This is a genomic window from Acidimangrovimonas sediminis (genome assembly GCF_002871005.1).
Taxonomy (GTDB): Bacteria; Pseudomonadota; Alphaproteobacteria; order Rhodobacterales; family Rhodobacteraceae; genus Acidimangrovimonas; species Acidimangrovimonas sediminis.
The window spans coordinates 1-23,581 of sequence record NZ_PHSN01000022.1 but is presented as its reverse complement, the minus strand read 5'-3'; the positions used below and the strand labels follow the sequence as shown (position 1 = coordinate 23,581).

The following is a 23,581-nucleotide window of genomic DNA, read 5'->3' as shown; positions in this document are numbered from 1 at the left end:
TATGCGCCCGCGGGCGGGCAAGGGCAATGGCCTGCCGGTCGCCGTCGCCCGATCAGGGCGCCAGCGAGAAGCACTGGATCCCGCGCGCCTGCAGCCGCGAACAGGCCAGGTCGGCCTGATCCTGCGTCAGCCCCATGAAGTTCGCGTCGAACCCGTTCGGGCGCCGCACCACCTTGCGCAGCCCGTCGGAGAGGGCGCTGCTTTCGGCCAGCGCAGTGCGCAGGAGGGCCTTCTCGGCGACGAAGGCCGAGGGGAAGCGGCCGACGTTGATGCCCCAGTTGCGGCCGCCCGAGGTGGACATGCGGGTGACGACCTCGGGCCGGGCCTCGGGCTTGGGCACTTCGCGCGGGGCGATAGAGGCGAAGACCACGCCCGAATCCGCCTTTGCATCCTTGCCGACAGGGGCCTTGGAGGCGGTCACCGGGGCGGCGGCGTCGGCCGAGGTCGGCTCTACCTGTTCTATCGGCGCCGTGGCGGCCGAGGCGACGGTGAGCGCGCCGCCACCTGCCGCGGTCTCGGCTGCGGCCGAGGCCCTTGCGGCGTCGGTCGAGGGCACGATGGCGGTGGGGGTGGCCGTCGCCACGAGGTCGGCCGGGCGCGGCGGCGGCGGCAGGTCGGGCGCGCCGTCGGTGCCGATATCCGTCCGGTCGGCGACCGGGTCGGCGCGTTCGACGGGCAGCGCGGCCGCGGCGACCTGGACCGGTGCGGCCCCCGGGCGACGCGCCGGCTTGATCGGGCTGTCCGCCGGGGCAAGCGCGGCGGTCTCGGCGGCCGTCTCGGCGGCGGGCGCCGGGGTGGCGCCGTCCGCGACCCTGTCGAGCGTGTTGGAGATATTATCCTGGATCGCGGCCATCAGCGCGGGCGAGGGCGAGTGTGCCGCACCCGGGCGCGGTTCGGGCCGCGGGCTGGAGTCGACGCGGGTGCTGTCGGTATCGTCGGCCAGCGCGATCCGCGTGGCCGAGGAATGCGCGGTGTAGAGCGCGGCGATCCGGTCGAGATTCGGCTTCTTCGGCTTCTGAAGCGCGACGTGGGCCGGGGCGCGCTTGAAGCCCAGGTCGAGGAGTTCCGCCATCTTGGCGTTGCGCTCGGCGGTCGAGGTGCCGCCGAATTCCGCCGCGATGATCCGCTTTCCGCCGCGTTCGGCCGAGGCGACGAGGTTGAAGCCCGAAGCGTAGGTGTAGCCGGTCTTGATCCCGTCGGCGCCGCGGTAGGCGTTCAGGAACTTGCGGTTGGTCGAATAGACCTCGGCCACGCCGGCATAGGTCGAGCGGCGCGAGAAGATGTTGTAGAACTGCGGGAAGTCGTAGAACAGGTGGCGGCCGATGATCGCCATGTCATGCGCCGAGGACAGGTGCCCCTTGAGGGTCAGCCCGTTCGGGTTCTCGAAGTGCGAATCGTCCATCCCCAGCTTCTTTGCGGTGGCGTTCATGCGCTTTGCGAACTCGGTCACGTTGCCCGCGATCGCGTCGCCGATCGCCCAGGCCGCGTCGTTTGCCGATTTCACCGCCGCCGCGCGGATCAGGTAGCGCAGCTTGATCTTCTGCCCGGGGCGCAGCCCGAGATGCGAGGGCGGCTGGCTTGCCGCGGCCTTCGAGACGGTGACCACCGTGTCGAGGCTGATCTCGCCGCGCTCGATCGCGTCGAAGCAGATGTAGAGCGTCAGCATCTTGGTGAGCGAGGCCGGGTGCAGCCGCGCGTCGGCGTTCTTCTGGTAGAGAACCTCGCCGGTTCGCGCATCCATCACGTAAGCGGCGTAGGGGGCCGCCTTCGCGCCCGCCGCCCATAGCATGAGACCGCAGGTCAGACCTGCACACCATCCGAAATCACGGAGAATCCGCCCGATACGCGTTGCCACGTCACTGCCCTTCTGTCTGCCTCGTGCCCCCGTCTTCTGCGGGGATCATCTTGCTGCTTCGTTACACGATAGCACGGGCCAGCGGTTCCCGAAAGCCCCGTGTTTCAAAGACTTTCGCGACGATTCTCACGATCCGCGAGGCATATGTTGCGGCGCCTCACGGCGCGGCCCCCCCGATCTGGCCCTGCCCGCGCGGAACCGTCGCGGAAGGGTGCCCTCAGGCGAGGTCGGCCACCAGCCCGGGCAGGGCGCCGAGGTCGGCCAGTTCGCGAAACCGCGGATGCTCGGCCGGGGTCTCGGCATGCTCGAAGGCCCAGGTCAGGTCATGCGGCACGTAGACCCCCCAGCCGCCGGCCTCGAGCGCCGGGATCACGTCGGATTTCAACGAGTTGCCGACCATCATCGCCTGTCCCGGGCCCTCGCCGTGGCGGGCGAAGATCTCGGCGTAGACCGCCGCGGTCTTGTTCGACACGATCTCGACCCCGTCGAAGAGATCGCCCAGCCCCGATTGCGCCAGCTTGCGCTCCTGGTCCAGCAGATCGCCCTTGGTGATCAGGATCACCCGGTGCGTCCCCGCCAGCGCCTCGACCGCCGCGCGCGCCTCGGGCAAGAGCTCGATCGGATGGATCAGCATCTCCTGCCCGGCGGCGATGATCTCGGCGATGACCGAGGCCGGCACCCGCGCCTCGGTCACCTCGATGGCCGTCTCGATCATCGACAGGGTGAAGCCCTTGATGCCGAACCCGTACCGCCCGACGTTGCGCCGCTCGGCCGCGAGAAGCCGCTCCTCCAGATGCGCGGGCGCGGCATGGTCGGCCAGCAATTCGGCAAAGCGGTCCTGCGTCATGCGGAAGAACTGCTCGTTCTGCCACAGCGTGTCGTCCGCGTCGAAGCCGATCGTCGTCACCCGTGCCATGCGCTCTCCTCTTTCTGCTCTCAAATATCCCGGGGGAGTCGCGCCCCTTGGGGCGCGGCGGGGGCAGCGCCCCCTTTCCTCACGGCCATTTCGCCACCGGCGGCAGGCTCATCAGCACCGCGTTCGCGTCGTGGCCGGTGGCCAGGCCGAACTTGGTGCCCCGGTCGTAGACGAGGTTGTACTCGGCATAAAGCCCGCGGTGGATCGCCTGGGTCTCGCGGTCGGCCTCGGTCCAGGGCATGTCGCGCCGGGTGCGGGTGACGCCCAGGAAGGCCGGCAGGAAGGCGCGGCCCACGTCCTGGGTGAAGGCAAAGTCGCTGTCCCAGTCGCCGGTGTTCAGGTCGTCGTAGAAGATGCCGCCGACGCCGCGCGCCCGGCCGCGGTGGGGGATGAAGAAATACTCGTCGGCCCAGGCCTTGAAGCCGGGGTAGTAATCGGTGCTGTGGCGATCGCAATGCTCGCGCAGGACGCCGTGGAAGAAGGCCGTGTCCTCCTCGTACTCGATGCAGGGGTTGAGGTCGGCCCCGCCGCCGAACCACCAGGCGTGCGGGGTCCAGAACATCCGCGTGTTCATGTGCACCGCAGGGGTGTGCGGGTTCTGCATATGCGCGACCAGGCTGATGCCGGAGGCCCAGAAGGTCGGGTCCGCCTCGATCCCCGGCACGCCGCGGGCGGCCATGGCCTTCTGCGCCGCCTCGCCCAGCGTGCCGTGCACGGCCGAGACGTTGACGCCCACCTTCTCGAACACGCGGCCGCCGCGCATCACGCTCATCAGCCCGCCGCCGGCGTCCGAGCCGTCGTCGGAGGTGCGTTTCGTCGGCGTCACCTCGAAGCGGCCGGGGGGGAGGGCGGCGAAGGGGCCCTTCTCCTGTTCATCCTCCAGCGCCTCGAAGGCCGCGACGATCTCGTCGCGCAGCGCGCGGAACCAGTCGGCGGCACGGGCCTTGCGGGTGTCGAAATCCTCGGTCATCGGGGCTCCTCTGGCATCGGGCGGCGCGGGATCGGATCGGCGGCGCCACGGCGCGCCGAACATAGGCCGCAGGACGCGCCGCGCAAGGGCGGATGCGGGAAGGGTGGGGCCGGCGTCGCGCAAACGGTCTTCCCCTTCCGGTGCGGAGTGAACAGATTGGCACTTCGTGGCGTTGACCCTGGAACCAGGCGCCGCCCGGGGGCCTTTCGGGGCCAGGCCACCAAGGAGGGACAATGCCCCATTCGATCGACGCCCTACTGCCCTCGCTGCAGTCACTGGGGATCTGGACCTACTGGATCGTGGGCGCGGCCTCGATGCTTGAGGCGTTCTTCCTGACCGGGGTGATCGTGCCCGGTACGCTGGTCGTCGATGCGGCGGGGATCCTCGCGCAGCGCGGGTATGTCGGGTTCTTCGACATGACGTGGTTCGTGGCGATCGGGTCGATCCTCGGCAACGAGATGGGCTTCTGGGTCGGGCGATGGGGCAGCGGGCCGCTGTTTCGCCGCTTCGATCCCGACAGTTCCAAGGCGTTCCGCAAGGCGCGCGACCTGTGCGACAGGCGCGGAGGCCTTGCGCTGGTGGTGGGGCGGTTCCTCGGGCCGGTCTCGGGCTTCGTGCCGCTGGCCGCAGCACTGGCAGGGATGGAGCCGCGGCGGTTCCGGATCTGGAACGTCGTGGGCTCTGTGCCCTATGCCCTCGGCCACCTCGCCTTCGGCTATTTCTTCGGTGACATCCTTGCCCGGCTCGGCCCGGCGACCACCCGGATCGCGATCTTCGTCGCCGCCGCCGCGGTGCTGCTGGCGGTGCTGATCTACGTCGTCGTCAAGCTGGAGCGCAACCTGCCTGCGCTGCTGTCGATCGGAGGCTCCTACCTCGCCGCGCTGGGAGAGCGGCCGAAGATCCGCGCCTGGCGCGACCGTCACCCTGCGACCGTCGCCTTTCTGGCCGCAAGGGTCGATCGCGGCCGCTTCCTCGGGCTGCCGGCGACGCTGATCGCGGTGGCCTTCGTCTACGTGCTGACCGTCTACCTCGACACGGTGTTCGACTTCCTCGGCTCGGCAAGCGTGGTGCAGATGGACCGGAACGTCGCCGCGCTGATGCACCTGTTCCGCAACCCGCTGCTGATCCACCTTGCGGCCTATGTCACCGCGTTCGGGATCTGGCAGGCGGTGACGCTGGTCCTGGTGGCGACCGTCGCCTCGCTCTGGCTGGCCGGGCGGGGGGCGCTGGCGGTGGGGATGATCACCTCGATCGTCGGCAACGTGATCACCGTGGCGATCCTGAAGATGGCGTTCCACCGCGCCCGCCCCGACCTTGCCTATTTCGTCGAGACGAGCGGCAGCTTTCCCAGCGGCCACGCCGCGATCTCGGTCGCCTGCTACGGCATGCTGGCCTATGTCGCCTGGCGGGTGCGGCTGATCGGGCCGCTGGTGGCGGCGCTTCTGGCGCTGATCGTGGCCTTCCTGATCGGGCTGAGCCGGCTCTACCTGATCGAGCATTACCTGAGCGACGTGTTGAACGGCTACCTCGTGGGCGCGATGTGGCTTCTGATCGGGGTCTCGGTCGGCGAGTGGCTGCGCAGCCGTCAGGTGCACCGATCGCTGCCCAAGCTTCTGCCGCCGGCGCCGCGCCGGGTCGCGCGCTGGGGGGCGACTGCGGTCTGGGCGGCGGCGCTGGTCGGATGCGTGGTGGTGGCGATCAGCTATCACAAGGCGCTGACCCCGCCCGCCGCACCGGAGAAGGCCGCGCCCGTGGCCGATCTGTCGACGTTCTTCGCAAGCGCCGGGTTGCCGGGGCAGATCCAGGGGATCGACGGGCGGGCCGAGGCGCCGATCAACCTCGTGCTGCTGGCCAAGGACCGTTCGGCGCTCAGCGACGCGCTGAAGGAGGCGGGGATGGTGACCACCGATTCCGCCACGCTCTCATCCCTGCTGAACGCGGTGCTGGCCGAGTTGTCGGGCAAGCCCGACCCGCGGGCACCGGCGATGCCCGCCTTCTGGAACGGCACGGCGAACCGCATGACCTGGGTACGCGCCCGGCCCGAGGACGGTGTGCACAAACGTCACCTGCTGCGGGTCTGGCCGACCGACCGGCGCGGCCCGGACGGGCGGGCGATCTTCGTTGCCAGCGCAGGCTATGCCGACGCCCAGCCCTGGGCCGCGGTGGAGGACATGGACGCCAAGGTCGATCGCGACCGTGACTGGGTGGTGCAGGCGCTGAGCGCCTCGGGGCAGGTGGCGAAGACCATGCGGGCCGCGCTGCCGAAGGGCGATGCGGCGCGCAAGGGGCGCTGGACGTCGGATGGCGCCGCGGCGGTGGTCGTGCTGAAGTGACGGCGCGGAGCGGGGCGCAAGTGGGGTGCTTTCCCTAAGGGCGCTTCCCCCATGCGGCCCGACGAGGCTAGACTGACGCCCCGGAGGAGGGGATTCGATGACCACAGCTCGCCTACAGCGCCGCAACGCCGCCCTCGGCGGGCGCCCCGCGATCGGCCTCTCGCTGATGCTGGCGCTGGCGGCCTGCGCCACGCCGCAGCAGCAATGCATCGACCGCGAGACGCGCGACCTTCAGGTCGTCAGCCGGCTGATCGCGCAGTTGGAGACCGATCTCGCCCGCGGCTACACGTTGAAGGCCCACCGGGTGCGCGATGTGCAATGGGTGCCCTGCGGTCCCTTCCCGCGGCCGCGCGACCGGCACGGGCGGCCGATCGGGCCCGACATGTGCCTTGCCGAGGTCGGGCGCACGGTGGAACGGCCGGCCGCCTTCGACATGGCGGCGGCACGCAAGGAGCTGGCGCAGCTGAAGGTCAAGCGGCGGGAGCTGGAACGGCGCGCGGGCCCCGCCATCGCCGCCTGCAGGCAGGCCTATCCTGACAAGGGCTGAGCCGGGAGTGCTGAGCCGGGAGCAGACTCCCGGAAGAAAGCTTCAGGCCAGGGCGTCAGAATACGGGGGCGAGGGCCGCGTCGACGAGGCACCGGCCGCCGTCGACCGTGAGGACCTGGCCCGTGATGAAGCCCGCACCGTCCGAGGCAAGGAACTGCGCCGCGTCGCAAAGCTCTCCGGGGGGCGCAATGCGTTCCAGCGGCGTGCGGCTGCGGATCTGGTCGCGCATCTCGGGGTGGTCCTTCAGCGCCTCCTTCAAAGACGTGCTCATGACCGACCCGAAGGCGATGCCGTTCACGCGGATCCGCTTGGGCGCCAGTGCCACGGCAAGCGAGCGGGTCATCTGGTCCACCGCCGCCGACGAGATCGAGAACGCCATCAGCTCGGGCTGGGCCCGGCGCGCGGCGATCGACGAGATGTTGACGATCGACCCGATGGTGGCGCCGTTGCCGCCCGTGCCCTCGCGCTCGGCCTGGGCGATCATGCGCTTGGCGACCATCTGCGACATGCGCAGGCTGGTCATCAGGTTCTGCTCCAGAAGCGCTTCGACCCCGTCGTCCTCGGACGAGAGCGGGTCGGCGGCGTACATCTGACGGCTGGCGTTGACCAGGATGTCCACCCGGTCGAAGGCGTCGATCGTGGCCGACAGCAGGTTCTGCAGGGTCAGCTTGTGGCGAAGGTCGCCGCCGAACATGCGGACCGGGCCTTCTTCCTTCGGCAGATCGCCGAGTTCGTTGGCGAGGCAGGACTCGTCCATGTCGGCGAACATGACGTTCGCGCCCTTCTCGACGAACTGGCGGGCGATGGCGAGGCCGATTCCCTTGGCAGCGCCCGTGACGATGGCGGTCTTGCCGGCAATGGAAAAGGACATGGCTTCCTCGATACGTTCCTGGATTTCCGGGGGTTAGTGCGCCCGCGGCCTGGCCCGCGTCATCGGACCGGTGGCGTGCAGCACCTTGAAGGCGCCGTCAGATGCGATTTCCTCGACCTCGCGGAACAGCGCCGCAAGGCTGCGCTCATAGGGCAGATTGCGGTTGGCGACAAGCCACAGCGTGCCCATGCCCGTCAGCTGACGCGCCGCCGAGGCAAGAAAGGCAAGGCCCAGGTCGGGATCGGCCGCGCGGCCCTGGTGGAACGGCGGGTTTGTCACCACCGCCTGGAACGGCGCGCCGGGCACGTCCTGCGTGGCATCGGCCCAGTGGAATTGCGCGCGCGGATCGGTGACGTTGCTGCGGGCACAGTCAAGCGCGGTCTTCTCCGCCTCGATCAGGTGCAGCTCCTCGACGCCGTCGCGGGCAAGGATGGCGCGCGAGAGATAGCCCCAGCCGGCGCCGAAATCGCCCACCCGCGCCGGCAGCTTCGCGGGCAGCGCCTCGGCCAAGAGGACAGAGCCGCGGTCGGGCCCGTCGGCCGAGAACACCCCGGGCAGGGTGACGAAATCGCCCGCGATCTTGCGCGGGGCGGCCTGCCAGTCGGCGAAGGTCGCGGCGCCGGGATTGGCGAAGGAAATCAGCTTGCCATGCGCCTTGGAAAGCGGCGCGCCGACCTCGACCCTGCCGCGCAGGTCCTTCAGCATCGAATCGATGCCATCGGTCTTCTGCCCGTCGACCCAGAGCGGGGCGCCCTCTGGCAGGCGGCGCGCGGCCTCGGCCACCAGCGCGCGGCCCTCGGCCTTGGCGCGGGGCAGGCAGACGATGGCGGCGGCGTAGCTGCCCGACGCCTCGGGCGACACCTTGAGGCCGCGGCGGGTCAGCGCATCATGATCGGGGCGGAACGACTGGATCGCGTCGATCCGGTCGCGCGGCAATGCGGAGAGGTCCTCGTCCCCCGTGGGACGGAACAGCGCGATCCGGCCCTCGGCCGGCAGCACGAGGGCGCCGGTATCCAGCGCGAGCGAAAGGCGGGCGGAGCGCATGGGCGGCCGGAACGTGCGGCCCTACTCCTTTTCCATTGTGCATTGCAGCGGGTGCTGGTGTCGGCGGGCGAAATCCATCACCTGCGCGACCTTGGTCTCGGCCACCTCGAATGAGAAAACGCCGACCACCGCGAGGCCCTTCTTGTGCACCGTCAGCATGATCTCGAAGGCCTGGGCGTGACTGAGGCCGAAGAACCGTTCCAGCACATGGACGACGAATTCCATCGGGGTGTAATCGTCGTTCAGCAGGAGCACCTTGTAGAGCGGCGGGCGCTGGGTCCTGGTCTTGGTCTCGGTCAGCAGGCCGCCTTCGCCGTCGCGTCCTCCGCCTTCACCATCCTTGCGCTCGGCCATCGAGCGGAGGGGAAGGGCGAACGGGGTCGCGATCGTCGGGTTTGTTGCCGTAAAGGTCAAGGGTGGCAGGCTCCACGGGAGTGAGAGTTGGACACGGGGGATTTCGGTTCGGCCCTCAATATAACCCGAGTCGCGTTTGAGAAAAGGGCCGCGTGCGCCGGTGCGGCGCAGGGAGGGCTGTCCGGGCGCAAAAGCGGGCCCGCCGTCAGCCCTTGGCGGCGATCAGCGAGGCGGCGCCGGCCATCACCACGGCGCTGCCGCGGTTGGTGGCGCGGATCGCGCGCGGGGACCGCAGCAACCGCCGGGCGCGGCTGGCCAGCAGCACCCAGCTCAGGTCGACCGCGATCAGCACCGCGGTCATGGTCAGGGTCAGCTCGGCCCAGCCGCCGACGTCAAGCCGCGCGAGGTCGAGGATCGTCGGCACGAGAGCGAGGTAGAACAGCATGATCTTCGGGTTGCCCAGGGTCACCGCGAAGCCGGCTGCGAACATCCGCCAGGGTTCCGCGCGCGATGGCAGGGCGGCGTCGTCGGTCTCGGCGGGCGCGCGCCACATCTTCCATGCGAGGTAGAGCAGATAGGCGACCCCGGCCCAGCGGATCGCGGCAAAGAGCGGCTGCATCCCGTGCGCGATCGCCGAGAGGCCCCAGACGGCGAGCGAAAGCCAGATCGCCTCGCCCACCCACATCGCGGCCAGGAAGGGCAGCACGTCGCGCGCCCCGCGCGACAGCACGCGGGCCACGAGCGCCGCGATCGAGGGGCCGGGCGACCCGGCGGCGACCGCCAGCGCGGCGGCAAAGATCAGAAGCGAGGTCAGGGTCATCTGCGGCCTTCGGATGGCATCGTTCCGGGGATCGGGGGCTCGCCCCAATCCGTTCCAGAATACGGCTCCCAGGACGAAAAGGCGAGGGACGGATCGGGAAAGCCCGAAAGGCCGCCCCTTATCCCCGCCTCTTCGCCGCCACCCCTAAATCCACGCCGCGATCCGCCTGCCTTTCATTGTTCCCCAAATACGCAGCTCTCCCAGCCCGCGCCGCCGCCCGGGCAGAGGCGCCCCGCGGCTCACGCGCGGCTATCCTTGGGCGAGCCGAGCACGACGTAGGAGGTGACCGAATTCACCTGCGGCAGGGCGCCCAGGATGTCGGTATGGAAGGTCTTGTAGGCCGCGATGTCGGCAACTTCGACCCGGAGCAGGTATTCGATGCCGCCGGTGATGTTGTGGCATTCGGTGACCTGTGGGGCGCGGGCCACGGCGCGTTCGAAGGCCTCGAGGGAGGACTTCGTGTGTTGCGATAGGCCGACGGCGACATAGGCGATGAAGCCCGCGCCGCGCGCCCCGGGGTCGATGCGGGCGCGATAGCCGAGGATCACGCCGCGGCGCTCCAGCTCCTGCACCCGGCGCAGGCAGGCGGAGGGCGAGAGCCCGACCCGCGCCGCGAGATCGAGGTTGGACATCCGGCCGTCGCGGCCGAGCTCGCGCAATATGTTTTCGTTGATCTGATCCAGTTCCGCCATGGATTGCGTGAATAGATGATCCGGAACGCGGATCGCAATCAAATTGCGCTTTCCGGCGCATAAGATTGCGTCTCAGTCTCAACGGGAGAGGTGACATGACCTTCCAGATCCTCGCGGCGCTTGCGCTGTTCGCACTGGTTTCGTCGATCACGCCGGGGCCGAACAATCTGATGCTGCTGGCCTCAGGGGCGAATTTCGGTGTGCTGAGGACCCTGCCGCACATGCTGGGGATCTCGCTCGGGATGGTGGTGATGGTACTGCTGCTGGGCGCCGGGCTGATGCAGGCGTTCGAGGTCTGGCCGGGGCTGCATCTTACGCTGAAACTGGCCAGCGTCGCCTACATGGCCTGGCTGGCGTGGAAGATCGCCCACGCGGCGCCGCCACCGCGGGCGGGCGAGGGCATCGGCGAAGGCGCCACGACAGGCGTCGGGGGTACGGAGCGATCGGGGGGCGCGGAGGAAGAGGCCGCGACAGGGCGGCCGATGACGCTCCTGCAGGCGATGGGCTTCCAGTGGGTGAACCCGAAGGCCTGGGCGATGATCACGGCGGCGCTGGCGGGCTACGCGCCGGCGGGCGATTTCCGAGGGGTGATCGTGGTCGCCGCGGCCTTCATGCTGGTCGGCTTCCCGTCGATCAGTTGCTGGGCCGTCCTGGGGAGACAGATGCGCCGGCTGCTGACCTCTCCGCGCCGGCTGGCGGTCTTCAACTGGACCATGGCGGCGCTTCTGCTGGCCTCGCTCTGGCCGATGCTGGCCGGGTGACGGGCGCCACCGGGACGGGGCGCCGGAAAATGGCGGGGCTCAGTTCCCCGAGCCGCCGCTTCCCGTGGTGCCCTCGGCCGGGGGTGTCTCGACCTTGGGCGCCACGCCGTCGGGCGCCGGCGCCGGGGCCGATCCCTGGCCGGTCAGCGCGCCGTTCTTCCACTCGCCCGAGGCCTGCTGACCCGTGGCGTAGTGCATCGTACCCTGGCCCTGGCGGTGGTTGTCCTTGAACATCCCCTCGTAGACGTCGCCATTGGCATAGGTGGCCTTGCCCTTCCCCGAGATCTGGCCGTCCTGCCATGCGCCTTCGTACTTGAAGCCGTCCTTCATGGTGATCGCACCCTCGCCGTCGCGTTTGCCCTGGCTGAAGTGCCCCTTGTAGACCGTGCCGTCGGGATAGGTCGCGGTGCCCTCGCCATCGCGCTGGCCGTCCTTCCATTGGCCCTCGTAGCGGTAGCCGTCGGGATAGACGGTCGTGCCCTGGCCGTCGTTGCGGCCGTTCTTGAACTCGCCCGTGTAGGTGATGCCGCTGGCATATTTCGCGGTGCCCTGGCCCGAGATGACGCCGGCCTTCCAGGCGCCCTCGTAGGTCGAGCCGTCGGTGTAGGTCATCTTGCCGGTGCCGTTCGGCACGCTGTCGGCCACGTCGCCGGTATAGGTCGAGCCGTCGGGATAGGTGATGGTGCCGGTGCCGTTCAGCTTGCCGTCCTTCCAGACCCCCTTGTAGACGTAGCCGTCCTTGGCGCGGTAGGTGCCCTGGCCATCGCGCTTGTCGTCCTTGAACCCGCCCTCATAGACGTCGCCGTTGGCGTAGCTGAGCTTGCCCTGCCCCTGGCGCTTGCCATCGACGAGTTCGCCCTCGTAGACATCGCCGTCAGGCATGGTGAGCTTGCCCGAGCCGTTGATCTGCCCGCCCTTCCAGGCGCCGGTATAGACGGTGCCGTCCTTCATGGTCAGGGTGCCCTGGCCCTGGCGCTGGCCGGCCTCCAGCTGTCCGACATAGGTCGAGCCGTCGGCATAGGTGATCTTGCCCTTGCCCTGCTTGGCGCCGTTCACCCACTGGCCGTCGTACACATAGCCGTCCGGGCCGGTCATCTTGCCGGTCCCGTCCTGCACGCCGTTCTTGAAGCCCCCGGTGTATTTTACCCCGTTGGCATAGGTCGCGGTGCCCTGGCCGGTCATCTGTCCCTTGACCCAGTCGCCGTCGTAGGTCGAGCCGTCGGCCGAGGTGATCTTGCCCTTGCCGTCGGGTTCGCCCTTGGAGAAGTGGCCGACGTAGACCGACCCGTTGGGGAATTTCGCGGTGCCCTGTCCCCTGATCTCTCCCTCGACCCACTGGCCGGTGTATTCGTATCCATTGGGCATCTTGTAGGTGCCCCGGCCGTTCTGCTTTCCGTCCTTGAAGCTGCCGGTATAGATACCGCCGTTGTCGTATTGCTTGGTGACCGGGGTCGAATCCTGTGCCCAGACGCCGAAGGGAATGGCGAAGGGCAGGGCGGTCAGTGCGGCCACGGCCGCAAGCCGCAGCGGGCTGCGCGCGCGGCCGTTCCTGGAGGCGCGGAAAGTGCGTTTCACCGGATGTCTCCCTCTTAGCCGTCGCGGTTGCGGGCGGGGCAAGCCTAAGGGAGGGCGCCCCGGTCTGACAAGCAGTCGCCGGCGCCGGGCGGGCGGAACTTCGCTGCGGACCCCGGGGTGAAGGCCTGTCGGTGCCGTGCCGATCCGGTACAGGTCCGGGCCGTGCCGCGGGTCTTTCGCCCGGCTGCGCGGTCTGACGGGGCCGGCACGGGTTTCCAAGGCTTTCCCTCGCCCCATGTTCTGCTAAAGATCGGCCCGGTTACGGGCAGCACGGCAGAACGGGCGCGACAGGACATGACCGAGATTTTCCGCATCACGCTGGCGCAGCTCAACCCGACCGTGGGTGCGCTGAAAGCCAATGCCGACAAGGCCTTCGCGGCCTGGGAGACGGGGCGCGACGCCGGCAGCGACTTTGTCGCGATGCCCGAGATGTTCGTCACCGGCTACCAGACCCAGGACCTGATCCGCCGCCCCGCCTTCCAGCGCGACGCCATGCTCGCGATCGAGGAACTGGCGGCACGCTGCGCCGACGGCCCGCCGCTGGGGATCGGGGGCCCATGGGTCGAGGGGGCCGCGCTCTACAACGCCTATTTCATCTTGCAGGACGGCAAGATCGCCGCACGGATGCTGAAGCACGAGCTGCCGAATGACGATGTCTTCGACGAGGTGCGCCTGTTCACCCCCGGCCCGATCTCTGGGCCGATCCGCATCGGCCCGCTGCGCCTCGGCATCCCGGTGTGCGAGGACGCCTGGCACCCCGACGTGGCCGAGACCCTGGCCGAGACCGGGGCCGAGGTGCTGTTCGTGCCGAACGGCTCCCCCTACCGCCGGGGCAAGCGGGACCTGCGGCTGAACGTCACCGTCGCCCGGGTGGTCGAGACGGGCCTGCCGCTGATCTATCTCAACACCGTGGGCGGGCAGGACGACCAGGTCTTTGACGGCGCCTCCTTCGCGCTGAACCCCGGCGGGGCGCTGGCGATGCAGCTTCCGGCCTTCGAGGAGGTCATCAGCGAACTCACGCTCGAAAACACCGACGAGGGCTGGCGCGTGGCGCAGGGTGAAACCGTGCCGGTCGCCGACGCGTGGGAACAGGATTACCACGCGATGGTGCTGTCGCTGCGCGACTACCTCGGCAAGTCGGGGTTCAAGCGCGTGCTGCTGGGGCTGTCCGGCGGCATCGATTCGGCACTGGTCGCCACCGTCGCCGCGGATGCCATCGGGCCCGAGAACGTGCATTGCATCATGCTGCCGTCGGAATTCACCTCGCAGGGCTCGCTCGATGATGCGGCCTCGGTCGCGCGGGCGCTGGGCTGCAAGCTCGACACCGTGCATATCGAGGAGGCGCGCAAGGCGGTGGGCGGCGCGCTGGCGCATCTGTTCGAGGGCACGCAGCCCGATGTCACCGAGGAAAACATCCAGTCGCGCCTGCGCGGGCTGATGCTGATGGCCCTGTCGAACAAATTCGGTGGGATGCTTCTGACCACCGGCAACAAGTCCGAGATGGCGGTGGGCTATGCCACCATCTACGGCGACATGTCGGGCGGCTACAACCCGATCAAGGATCTCTACAAGACCCGGGTGTTCGAGACCTGCCGCTGGCGCAACGCCAATCACCGGCCCTGGATGATGGCCCCGGCGGGCGAGGTCATCGCGCCCCGGATCATCGACAAGCCGCCATCGGCCGAACTGCGCGCCGACCAGAAGGACGAGGACAGCCTGCCGCCCTATCCGGTGCTGGATGCCATTCTCGAACGCCTGGTCGAGAACCAGGAATCGATCGCCGAGATCGTCGACGCTGGCTTTGACCGCGCCACGGTCGAGCGGGTCGAACATCTGCTCTACATCAGCGAATGGAAGCGGTTCCAATCCGCCCCCGGGACGCGGCTGTCGACCATGGCGTTCTGGCTCGACCGGCGCTACCCGATCGTCAACCGCTGGCGCGACCGGGGCTGACGCCCGCCCGCAGCGAGGGAGTTCCGCGCGGGGGCGCACAAATTCCGCGCGGCGAAAGGGGCTTTCCGGGATCGCATCTGCCGGTATCCTCTCCGCGACCTCAACCGGAAAGGAGAGAGACATGTCCGCAGTGAAACTCGCGATCATCTACTACTCGACATACGGCACGAACTACCAGATGGCCGAGATCGCGGCCGCCGCCGCGAAGGCCGCCGGCGCCGATGTGCGCCTGCTGAAGGTCGCGGAGACCGCGCCGAAATCGGTGGTCGAGGGGCAGGATGCCTGGAAGGCGCAGGCCGACAAGACGGCCGATATCCCCGAAGTCAGCCATGACGACATGACCTGGGCCGATGCCTACCTGTTCTCGGCCCCCACGCGCTACGGCTCGGCGCCGTCGCAGCTGCGCGCCTTCATCGACACGCTGGGGCCGCTCTGGCAGCAGGGCAAGCTGGCCGGCAAGGTGGTCAGCGCGATGACCTCGGCCAGCACGCTGCACGGCGGGCAGGAGGCGACGCTGCTTGGCCTCTACACCAGCTTCATGCATTGGGGCACGGTGATCGTGACCCCGGGCTACACGCACGAAAAGCTGTTCGAGACCGGCAATCCCTACGGCTACAGCCACCGCCAGGGCGAGGAATTCACCGAGGCGGCGAAAACCGTGATCGGCCACCAGGTGACCCGCCTGCTTGACGTGACCGCCAAGCTGAACGCCTGAGGCAGGCCTGCGCGGCCATTCCGGATCGTGGTTCGGAGTGGCCGCCTCGCTTGCGTATTTGGAGAACAATGAAAGGGGCAGCGGTGTTGCCCCTCTTCTTCTGAGTGAAAATATCCCACGGGGGTGCGGGGGTGTGAAACCCCCGCTGATGCGGCGGGTGCGGGGGTGTGGCCCCCCCCGGCGCCGGGGGCCGCCAGTGGCCAGGCCGTCAGGCGAAGCCCGGTGCGGTCCGGATCTCGCCCGTTTCGATCCCGCGCCAGTTGCGCTGGGTGCCGAGATGGGCCTTGATGGCCGGGTGCCCGGCCTCGATCACGCCCAGCTTGACCAGCAGCGCGGCGATTGCGGCTTCCGAGGCGCGGGTGCCGCCGTCGACGATCTTCAGCGCAACGCCGAGGCCCGCCTCGGGCAGGATCGCGACATAGACCGCCTCGGCTCCGCCCTTGATCGCGACCTTGCCGCCTGTTGCGCGCATCAGGTTGGTGCAGGCGCGTTCCTCGCCCGCCACCATCTCGGGATGCGCGCGCATCGCGTCGCGCAGCCGGACCATGGCCGCCGCACGCGCGCCCGGCTTGCCGTCGGCGCCGGCGAAGGCCGCCATCGCCCGCGCGAGCCCGGTGACCGAGGTCGCGAAGTTCGGGGCGGAGCAGCCGTCGATGCCGTGGCCGGGGCTGTCCTCGCCGGTGACATCCTCGAACGCCGCGCGTACCGCGCGCTGCACCGGGTGGTCGATCTCGACATATTCCGGCCCGGCCTTCATGTGTTTGGTCAGGGTCAGGAACCCGGAATGCTTGCCTGAGCAATTGTTGTGGATCTGGCAGGGTTGGGTGTCGGAGCAGACAAGGCCCTTCTGCGCGGGCTTGTCCTGCGGCATGTGGCTGCCGCAGCGCAGGTCGGCCTCGGACAGGCCCAGGTCGCCCAGCCACCGGGTCACCGTGTCGGTATGGATCGCGGCGCCGGAATGGCTGGCGCAGGCCAGCGCCAGGCGGCGCGGTTCCAGCCCCGCGGCATCGGCCGCGCCGCTTTCCACCAGCGGCAGCCCCTGCACCATCTTGCATGAGGATCGCGGGTAGATCAGCGCGGTCGGATCGCCCCAGCTTTCGACGATCTGCCCGGTCGTGTCGCAGATCACGGCGTGGCCCAGGTGGGCGCTCTCCAGCCGCCCGCCGCGCCACAGCTCGATCATCGGTGCTCCGCTCATGTTCGGATTTCCTCAAAGATGCGCGATTTCTTGCCCATCGGCCTTTGAACCAGCGGCCAATTCCGGCTATCACGGACATATCGAGTTGAAGAGGTGCCCGCCACCGGAAAAGGTGCGATCCACGCACGGATGGGCGGGTCGAGGCAAGGACAGATAGGGACAGTGATCGTGATGACACCGACCAAAGCGCGCGCCATGATCGGCGCGCTCGCGGCAATGGCGATGATCGCGCCGGCGACCGGGGCGATGGCCCAGGAGACCAAGAACCGCGTCGCCGTCAAAACCGACTGGAGCGTGTTCACCGAAGGCAATCCCAAGGAATGCTGGGGCGTTTCCAGCCCGAAATCTTCGGTCATCACCGAGAATGGCAAGAAGGTCAGCGCCCAGCGGGGCGATATCCTGCTGTTCGTGACCTATCGCCCGGGGCATGATGGCAAGGGCGAGGTCTCATTCACCGGCGGTTATCCCTTCGCCAAGGATTCGACCGCGGACCTGGTGATCGGCTCGGACAAGTTCACCATGATCACCGATGGCGAATGGGCCTGGCCCGCCAAGCCCGAGGACGATCAGAAGGTGATCGACGCGATGAAGGGCGGGGCGGATGCCGTGATCACCGCGCATTCCTCGCGGGGGAAGGAAACCAAGGATACCTTCTCGCTTCTGGGTTTCACCGCGGCGACCGAGGACGCGGCGACCCGCTGCAAGTAAGTTGGCTGCGGCCGACAGGGTGCGTTTGAGCGCGCCCTGCCGGCGGGCACTGCCCTTATTTTCCTGTTCCAATTGCAGCCTGTCTGCCCTATATGACCCGCTTCCGCACCCAAGCCGAACCGGACCGCGCCATGACCGCCGACACGCCGCAGACCGCACATCAGCATTCCGCGCCGATCACCCAGGACGTGGTGACGATCCCCCGCAAGCTGCCCGAGGGCGGGCGGGTGAACCTCGTGGGGCTGACCCGTGACCAGCTGCGCGACACGCTGATCGCCGCCGGCACGCCGGAGAAGCAGGCGAAGATGCGGGTGGGGCAGGTCTGGCAGTGGATCTACCACTGGGGTGTGCGCGATTTCGCGCTGATGACCAACCTCGCCAAGGACTACCGTGCCATGCTGGCAGAGCGGTTCACGATCGAGCTGCCCGAGGTCGTCACCCGGCAGATCAGCGACGATGGCACCCGCAAGTACCTTCTGCGCATCGCCGGCGGGCATGAGGTCGAGGCGGTCTACATCCCCGAGGAAGGCCGCGGCACGCTTTGCATCTCCAGCCAGGTGGGCTGCACGCTGACCTGTTCCTTCTGCCACACCGGCACGCAGAAACTGGTGCGCAACCTGACCGCGGCCGAGATCGTCGGCCAGGTGATGGTGGCCCGCGACGACCTTGAGGAATGGCCGCAGCAGGGCGTGCCGAAGGAGGAGACGCGGCTTATCTCCAACGTCGTGCTGATGGGCATGGGCGAGCCGCTTTACAATTTCGAGGCGGTGCGCGACGCGATGAAGGTGGTGATGGACGGCGAGGGGATCAGCCTCTCGCGCCGCCGCATCACCCTTTCGACCTCGGGCGTGGTGCCCGAGATCGCCCGCGCGGCCGAGGAGATCGGCTGCCTGCTGGCAGTCAGCTTTCACGCCACCACCGACGAGGTGCGCGACAAGCTGGTGCCGATCAACAAGCGCTGGAACATCGAGACGCTGCTGAACACGCTACGGGAATATCCCCGGCTGTCGAACTCGGAGCGGATCACCTTCGAATACGTCATGCTCAAGGACGTGAACGACAGCGACGCGGATGCGCGGCGGCTGGTCAAGCTGATCTCGGGCATCCCGGCCAAGATCAACCTGATCCCGTTCAACGAATGGCCAGGCGCGCCCTACCGGCGCTCTGACTGGGAGCGGATCGAGGCATTTGCCGATATCGTCCACAAAGCGGGCTACGCCTCGCCCATCCGCACACCCCGGGGCGAGGACATCATGGCCGCCTGCGGTCAGCTGAAATCGGCGACGGAGCGGGCCCGCAAGAGCCGCGCCCAGATCGCGGCGGAGGCCGGCCTGCAGGGCTGATGCGGGCGCGACCCCGGGTGACCGTTACCCAACCGCCGCGGCGCGGGTTCTGGGAGGCGCGACCTGAGGTCTTTCCGAAAAACCGTTGTCGGCCCGGGGCGTCCGGCCCGTCAGGCATGGCACCGATGCACCAACGATCGTGCCGTCACGATGGCCGGAGGGATCGCGGGCGCAAGGCGAAGAGGTCGACCCGGTTGCGCGAAGAGGCCGGGGCGGCGCCCGGGGTGCCCGCCGGTAGCCAGGCAACGGGCCAGCCGTCGCAGGGTGGCAGGTCGGGGCGGAGGCGCGGCCATGGTCGACGCGGCCGTTGCGGCGCAACGGGCCAGGGGCTCGGCTTCGTGATCTGCATGTTCCATCCCTCCCGCCTGGCAGGTTAACGTGACGCCATGCATCACCGCCAGATGGCGAATTCGGGGCGCAGTCACAGTCTTTCCATGGCAAAGTTAACAATGCGTTGCTAAGCCAAGGGCATGAGCACCCCGATCCCTCTGTCGAACGCCCAGGCGCGGCGGCTCTTCCTGCATCGTCACGGGCTGGCCGAGGCGCCGGCCGGGCCGGGCCGTGGTGCGGACCTGATGGCGCTGATCGAGCAGCTGGGCTTCGTCCAGATCGACAGCATCAACACGGTCGCACGCGCCCACGACATGATCCTTTTCGCCCGGCGGCCCGCCTACCGCCCCGGCGCGCTCAAGCGGCTGCTGGAGCGCGATCGCGCGCTTTTCGAACACTGGACGCATGATGCCTCGGTGATCCCGACCGCGTTCTTCCCGCATTGGCGGCTGCGGTTCGAGCGCGACCGGGCGCGGCTGGCCGACCGATGGAAGCGCTGGCAGCGCCACGGTTTCGAGGAGAAGTTCGACGAGGTGCTGGCCCGCATCGCGGCGAATGGTCCGGTGTCCTCCTCCGATGTGGGCGAGGACGAGGGGCGATCCTCCGGCGGGTGGTGGGAATGGCACCCGTCCAAGACCGCGCTGGAATATCTCTGGCGTGTGGGCGACCTGTCGGTGACCCGGCGCGAGGGGTTCCGCAAGCTTTACGACCTGACCGAACGGGTGCTGCCCGACGCCCATGCAACGGCCTGCCCCGATCCGGAGGAAACGGTCGACTGGGCCTGCAACGCCGCGCTCGACCGGCTCGGCTTCGCCACCTCGGGCGAGATCGCCGCCTTCTTCGCCACCGTCAGCCCGGCCGAGGCGAAGGCATGGTGCGCCGAGGCGCTGGCGCGGGGCGAGATCGTCGACGTCGTCGTCGAAGGGGCGGACGGTGCGCCGCGCCGTTCCTTCGCGCGCCCCGACGTGGCCGAGGCCGCCGCCGACGCGCCCGCGCCGCCGGGCCGGATCCGCATCCTCAGCCCGTTCGACCCGGCACTGCGCGACCGCAAGCGGGCCGAACGTCTGTTCGGCTTCTCCTATCGGATCGAGGTCTTCGTTCCCGAGGCGCAGCGCCTTTACGGGTACTACGTCTTTCCGGTGATGGAGGGCGACCGACTGATCGGCCGCATCGACATGAAGGCGCGGCGCGACGAGGGCGTGCTTGCCGTCCGCGCCTTCTGGCCGGAGGCCGGCGTCGCGATGGGCAAGGGCCGGCTGGCGCGGCTGGAGGCCACGCTGGACAGGATGGCGGGCTTCGCGGGCTGCGAGAGGGTAGGCTTCGATCCCGGCTGGCTGCGGGAGGGCTGAGCCCGGGAGTTCATCGGACCCGGCTTGCCACCGCTTCGCGCCAGAAGTCGGGATCTTCGTACTCGGTCGGGTCTGGAATGCCCGCGATCTCGAACGCTTCGCGCCGCTCGACGCAGGTGCCGCAGCGGCCGCAATGCCGGGCGCCGCCCTTGTAGCATGACCATGTTTCGGCGAAAGGTGTGCCATGTGCCGCCCCGGCGGTCACGATATCCGCCTTGGACCCATCAAGGAACGGCGTCCAGAGCGAGACCTGCGCATAGCCGTCAAGCGCCGCGTCCTGCATCCGCGCGAAGGCTTCGGTGAAGGCGGGGCGACAGTCGGGATAGATGAAGTGGTCGCCGCCATGCACGGCCGTCGCGACCGCCGCGTCGCCCTCGGCCGCGGCGATGCCATAGGCCACGCTCAGCATGATCGCGTTGCGGTTCGGCACGACGGTGATGCGCATGGTCTCTTCCGCGTAATGGCCGTCGGGCACGTCGACGTCGTCGGTCAGGGCCGAGCCGGTCAGCGACGCCCCGATCGCGCGCATGTCGATCACCCGGTGCGGCACGCCCAGCCGGTCGGCGGCACGGGCCGCGAAGTCCAGCTCCTTGCGGTGACGCTGCCCGTAATCGAACGACACCAGCCGCGTGAGCTGCCGCGTGTCGGCCGCCATATGGGCCAGGGAGACGGAATCGAGCCCGCCGGAACAGATCACAAGGGTCTTCATCGGTCGTCTCCGTTGCGCGGTGGGCGTTCGGGCTTCAGCAGCCCGCGCCGCCGTTCCAGCCATCCATGATCGCCAGCGCCTCCTCCGTCGTCTCGACGAAGGAGATCAGCTTGAGGTCCTCTGCCGCAACGGTGCCGGCGTCCACCATCACCTGCCAGTCGATCAGCCGCTCCCAGTAGTCGCGGTTGAACAGCAGGACCGGGATGCGGTTCATCCTGCCGGTCTGGATCAAGGTGATCGCCTCGAACATCTCGTCCAGCGTGCCAAGGCCCCCGGGAAACACCGCCAGCGCCCGCGCCCGCATCAGGAAATGCATCTTGCGGATCGCGAAGTAGTGGAAGTTGAAGGCAAGGTCCGGCGTGACGTAGGGGTTCGGCTCCTGCTCGTGCGGCAGCACGATGTTGAGGCCGATCGAGATCCCCCCGGCGTCGGCCGCGCCGCGGTTGCCCGCCTCCATGATGCCGGGGCCGCCGCCGGTGCAGATCACGAAATCCCGGTTCTCCGATTGCAGCGCGCGGGCGCTTACCGCCCGGGCGAAGCGCTGTGCCTCGTCGTACCATTTCGTGAGCTTGGCGACCGAGGGGCGGTTCGGCGGTGCCTTGGCGTCCGGGGCCGGCACCCGGGCCGAGCCGAACAGGATCACCGTCGACTCGATCCCGCGCTCCGTCAGCATCACCTCGGGCTTCTGCAGCTCCAGCATCAGGCGTACCGGCCGCAGGTCGTCGCGCAGCAGGAAATCGGTGTCGGCATAGGCCAGCCGGTAGGAGGGGGAGCGCCCCTGCGGCGTGTCGGGCGTCTCGCGCGCGTGGCGCACATCCTCGCCGGCGTCGCGCAGGCGGCTGATGCGGTGGTCTTCCTTCATGGTCGCTCCTACCCCGGGGCGGCCGCGCGTCGGATTGCGCGGGGCCTCCGCCTCGTCTATAGCCAACGCCGCAAGAGGGCCAGTCCTGCAGGAGGGCCATCCCTGCACGAACGCCTGACCTGCCCCAGATTGTGACGGAGGATCCGCCGATGACGACCAACCCGAACGCCGCCCTCGAAACCGCCATCGAGGCCGCGTGGGAGGCCCGCGACACGATCACCCCCGCAACCACGGGCGAGACGCGCGAGGCGATCGAGGACACGCTGAGCGCGCTCGACGGCGGCAGGCTGCGGGTGGCCGAACGCCAGGCCGACGGCAACTGGCACGTGAACCAATGGGCCAAGAAGGCGGTTCTTCTGGGCTTCCGCCTGAAGGACATGGAAATCCAGACCGGCGGCCCGCAGGGCGGCGGCTGGTGGGACAAGGTCGACAGCAAGTTCGCCGGCTGGGGCGAGAACCAGTGGCGCGCCGCGGGTTTCCGCGCGGTGCCGAACTGCGTCGTCCGCCGCTCGGCCTTCATCGCCAAGGGCGTGGTGCTGATGCCGTCGTTCGTGAACCTAGGCGCCTATGTCGACGAGGGGACGATGGTCGACACCTGGGCCACCGTGGGCAGCTGTGCCCAGATCGGCAAGGGCGTGCACCTGTCGGGCGGCGTCGGCATCGGCGGCGTGCTGGAGCCGATGCAGGCCGGCCCCACGATCATCGAGGACAATTGCTTCATCGGCGCGCGCTCCGAGGTGGTCGAGGGCGTGATCGTGCGCGAGGGCTCGGTCCTGGGAATGGGCGTCTACATCGGCCAGTCGACCAAGATCGTCGACCGCGAAACGGGCGAGGTGATGTACGGCGAGGTTCCCGCGGGCTCGGTCGTCGTCTCGGGCACCATGCCGTCGAAGAACGGCGTGAACCTCTACTGTGCGGTGATCGTCAAGCGGGTGGATGCCAAGACCCGCTCCAAGACCTCGATCAACGAACTGCTGCGGGACTGATCCGATGGGCCTTGGCATCCTCGCCTCGATCATCGTCGGCGGCCTGGCCGGCTGGATCGCCTCGGCGATCATGAAGGCGAAGACCGGGATCTTCGCCAACATCATCCTCGGCATCGTCGGCGCGGTGGTGCTGAACTGGATTTTGGCGAAGATCGGTATCTACGCGGCCAATGCCTGGCTGCCGCAGCTGGTGGTCGGCATCGTCGGCGCATCGCTCCTGATCGCGCTGTTCCGCGGCACACGGCGGTAGCGCGATGACCGACGACAGCCCCAAGAAGCCCAAGCGCGTCCAGAAGGTCTATACCCTCCTGGTCGAGGTCGGCCGCGCGCCCGGCGACGGCTTGCCCAAGGGCGCGACCGGCGCGGGCCTTCTGTGCTATGCCTCCGGCGTGGACGAGGCCGAGGCGGTGCGCGAGACGGTCGCTCTCCTGAAGACCGCCGACATGGCGCCACTCGACGTCACCGGCTACGGCACGCTGGCCGAACGTCAGGCGGCGGGCGAGGAGATCGGCGAGGAAGAGATCGCGCTGATGGACCGCGCGCTGGCCGAGAATTCGGTGATCGTCGCGCAGGTCACGGTGCTGGACAAGCAGGGGGACTGAGGCCCGGGGCACGATCTTTCGCCGAAAGATCGCCCGCACGCCCCAAGACCACGCACGACGGCACTAGACAGAAAGCGACCGCCCCCCC

23 protein-coding genes are annotated in these 23,581 nt (G+C 68.8%); 11 read left to right on the top strand and 12 right to left on the bottom strand.

Annotated elements, in window-relative coordinates; all coding sequences use genetic code 11:
• Nucleotides 1-52 precede the first annotated feature (52 nt).
• From CVV76_RS25490 to hemF, 3 genes are all read right to left on the bottom strand, one after another.
• Nucleotides 53-1,789 (bottom strand): D-alanyl-D-alanine carboxypeptidase family protein, encoded by a 1,737-nt coding sequence (locus CVV76_RS25490; protein WP_233193029.1) that lies wholly within the window; start codon nt 1,787-1,789, stop codon nt 53-55.
• Between the two features lie 283 nt (nt 1,790-2,072).
• Entirely contained in the window at nt 2,073-2,771 is a 699-nt protein-coding gene (locus CVV76_RS18945) for an HAD family hydrolase (RefSeq protein WP_102226262.1), read from the bottom strand.
• A gap of 79 nt (nt 2,772-2,850) precedes the next feature.
• Complete coding sequence (hemF, locus tag CVV76_RS18940) at nt 2,851-3,741, bottom strand: oxygen-dependent coproporphyrinogen oxidase (RefSeq protein WP_102226261.1); 891 nt, start codon at nt 3,739-3,741, stop codon at nt 2,851-2,853.
• 233 nt (nt 3,742-3,974) lie between these two features.
• Here hemF and CVV76_RS18935 point away from each other — a divergent pair, with 233 nt between their 5' ends.
• Both CVV76_RS18935 and CVV76_RS18930 read left to right on the top strand, forming a co-directional pair.
• Nucleotides 3,975-6,074, top strand: coding sequence for a bifunctional DedA family/phosphatase PAP2 family protein (locus tag CVV76_RS18935; RefSeq protein ID WP_102226260.1), 2,100 nt, complete (start codon nt 3,975-3,977; stop codon nt 6,072-6,074).
• Nucleotides 6,075-6,171: 97 nt separating this feature from the next.
• Nucleotides 6,172-6,621, top strand: a complete 450-nt coding sequence (locus tag CVV76_RS18930) for a hypothetical protein (protein ID WP_102226259.1) — start codon at nt 6,172-6,174, stop codon at nt 6,619-6,621.
• 55 nt (nt 6,622-6,676) lie between these two features.
• Here the strand turns inward: CVV76_RS18930 and CVV76_RS18925 are convergent, their stop codons facing one another.
• From CVV76_RS18925 to CVV76_RS18905, 5 genes are all read right to left on the bottom strand, one after another.
• The gene (locus tag CVV76_RS18925; protein WP_102226258.1) at nt 6,677-7,492 is read right to left on the bottom strand and encodes an SDR family NAD(P)-dependent oxidoreductase; all 816 of its coding nucleotides are present in this window, start codon (nt 7,490-7,492) and stop codon (nt 6,677-6,679) included.
• A 33-nt stretch (nt 7,493-7,525) separates the two neighbouring features.
• A complete protein-coding gene (locus tag CVV76_RS18920; protein ID WP_102226257.1) occupies nt 7,526-8,536 on the bottom strand; it encodes a class I SAM-dependent methyltransferase in 1,011 nt (336 codons plus the stop codon).
• A 21-nt stretch (nt 8,537-8,557) separates the two neighbouring features.
• Nucleotides 8,558-8,890 (bottom strand): ATP-dependent Clp protease adapter ClpS, encoded by a 333-nt coding sequence (clpS, locus tag CVV76_RS18915; protein ID WP_102226256.1) that lies wholly within the window; start codon nt 8,888-8,890, stop codon nt 8,558-8,560.
• A 205-nt stretch (nt 8,891-9,095) separates the two neighbouring features.
• Nucleotides 9,096-9,710, bottom strand: coding sequence for a LysE family translocator (locus tag CVV76_RS18910; protein WP_102226255.1), 615 nt, complete (start codon nt 9,708-9,710; stop codon nt 9,096-9,098).
• Nucleotides 9,711-9,949: 239 nt separating this feature from the next.
• On the bottom strand, nt 9,950-10,402 hold the full coding sequence (locus tag CVV76_RS18905; RefSeq protein ID WP_102226254.1) for an Lrp/AsnC family transcriptional regulator: 453 nt from the start codon (nt 10,400-10,402) through the stop codon (nt 9,950-9,952).
• 95 nt (nt 10,403-10,497) lie between these two features.
• On the opposite strand from CVV76_RS18905, the gene CVV76_RS18900 reads away from it, so the two are divergent.
• Nucleotides 10,498-11,163, top strand: a complete 666-nt coding sequence (locus tag CVV76_RS18900) for a LysE family translocator (protein ID WP_102226253.1) — start codon at nt 10,498-10,500, stop codon at nt 11,161-11,163.
• Nucleotides 11,164-11,202: 39 nt separating this feature from the next.
• On the opposite strand, the gene CVV76_RS18895 is transcribed toward CVV76_RS18900, so the two are convergent.
• Entirely contained in the window at nt 11,203-12,675 is a 1,473-nt protein-coding gene (locus CVV76_RS18895; RefSeq protein ID WP_408607893.1) for an MORN repeat-containing protein, read from the bottom strand.
• A 357-nt stretch (nt 12,676-13,032) separates the two neighbouring features.
• On the opposite strand from CVV76_RS18895, the gene CVV76_RS18890 reads away from it, so the two are divergent.
• Nucleotides 13,033-14,691 (top strand): NAD+ synthase, encoded by a 1,659-nt coding sequence (locus tag CVV76_RS18890; RefSeq protein WP_102226251.1) that lies wholly within the window; start codon nt 13,033-13,035, stop codon nt 14,689-14,691.
• Between the two features lie 121 nt (nt 14,692-14,812).
• Nucleotides 14,813-15,406, top strand: a complete 594-nt coding sequence (gene wrbA / locus CVV76_RS18885) for an NAD(P)H:quinone oxidoreductase (RefSeq protein ID WP_102226250.1) — start codon at nt 14,813-14,815, stop codon at nt 15,404-15,406.
• A gap of 208 nt (nt 15,407-15,614) precedes the next feature.
• Here wrbA and CVV76_RS18880 read toward each other — a convergent pair whose 3' ends face one another.
• The gene (locus CVV76_RS18880) at nt 15,615-16,604 is read right to left on the bottom strand and encodes an asparaginase (protein WP_102226249.1); all 990 of its coding nucleotides are present in this window, start codon (nt 16,602-16,604) and stop codon (nt 15,615-15,617) included.
• A gap of 171 nt (nt 16,605-16,775) precedes the next feature.
• Here CVV76_RS18880 and CVV76_RS18875 point away from each other — a divergent pair, with 171 nt between their 5' ends.
• The 3 genes from CVV76_RS18875 to CVV76_RS18865 all read left to right on the top strand — a co-directional run bounded on the left by CVV76_RS18875 (nt 16,776) and on the right by CVV76_RS18865 (nt 20,334).
• Nucleotides 16,776-17,312 carry an invasion associated locus B family protein gene (locus CVV76_RS18875; protein WP_102226319.1) on the top strand — a complete coding sequence of 179 codons (537 nt, stop codon included), beginning with the start codon at nt 16,776-16,778 and terminating at the stop codon, nt 17,310-17,312.
• A 131-nt stretch (nt 17,313-17,443) separates the two neighbouring features.
• Nucleotides 17,444-18,655: a 23S rRNA (adenine(2503)-C(2))-methyltransferase RlmN gene (gene rlmN / locus CVV76_RS18870; protein ID WP_102226248.1), complete on the top strand. Its 1,212-nt coding sequence runs from the start codon at nt 17,444-17,446 to the stop codon at nt 18,653-18,655.
• A 470-nt stretch (nt 18,656-19,125) separates the two neighbouring features.
• Complete coding sequence (locus tag CVV76_RS18865) at nt 19,126-20,334, top strand: winged helix-turn-helix domain-containing protein (protein ID WP_102226247.1); 1,209 nt, start codon at nt 19,126-19,128, stop codon at nt 20,332-20,334.
• A gap of 10 nt (nt 20,335-20,344) precedes the next feature.
• Here CVV76_RS18865 and queC read toward each other — a convergent pair whose 3' ends face one another.
• The gene (gene queC / locus CVV76_RS18860; RefSeq protein WP_102226246.1) at nt 20,345-21,043 is read right to left on the bottom strand and encodes a 7-cyano-7-deazaguanine synthase QueC; all 699 of its coding nucleotides are present in this window, start codon (nt 21,041-21,043) and stop codon (nt 20,345-20,347) included.
• A gap of 34 nt (nt 21,044-21,077) precedes the next feature.
• Nucleotides 21,078-21,905, bottom strand: a complete 828-nt coding sequence (locus CVV76_RS18855; protein WP_102226245.1) for an LOG family protein — start codon at nt 21,903-21,905, stop codon at nt 21,078-21,080.
• Between the two features lie 149 nt (nt 21,906-22,054).
• On the opposite strand from CVV76_RS18855, the gene dapD reads away from it, so the two are divergent.
• From dapD to CVV76_RS18840, 3 genes are read left to right on the top strand one after another with little or no spacing between them, the layout of a single operon-like run.
• Nucleotides 22,055-22,891, top strand: a complete 837-nt coding sequence (gene dapD, locus CVV76_RS18850; RefSeq protein WP_102226244.1) for a 2,3,4,5-tetrahydropyridine-2,6-dicarboxylate N-succinyltransferase — start codon at nt 22,055-22,057, stop codon at nt 22,889-22,891.
• A 4-nt stretch (nt 22,892-22,895) separates the two neighbouring features.
• Entirely contained in the window at nt 22,896-23,141 is a 246-nt protein-coding gene (locus CVV76_RS18845; RefSeq protein ID WP_102226243.1) for a GlsB/YeaQ/YmgE family stress response membrane protein, read from the top strand.
• A gap of 4 nt (nt 23,142-23,145) precedes the next feature.
• The gene (locus tag CVV76_RS18840; RefSeq protein WP_102226242.1) at nt 23,146-23,493 is read left to right on the top strand and encodes a hypothetical protein; all 348 of its coding nucleotides are present in this window, start codon (nt 23,146-23,148) and stop codon (nt 23,491-23,493) included.
• The last annotated feature ends 88 nt before the right edge of the window (nt 23,494-23,581 follow it).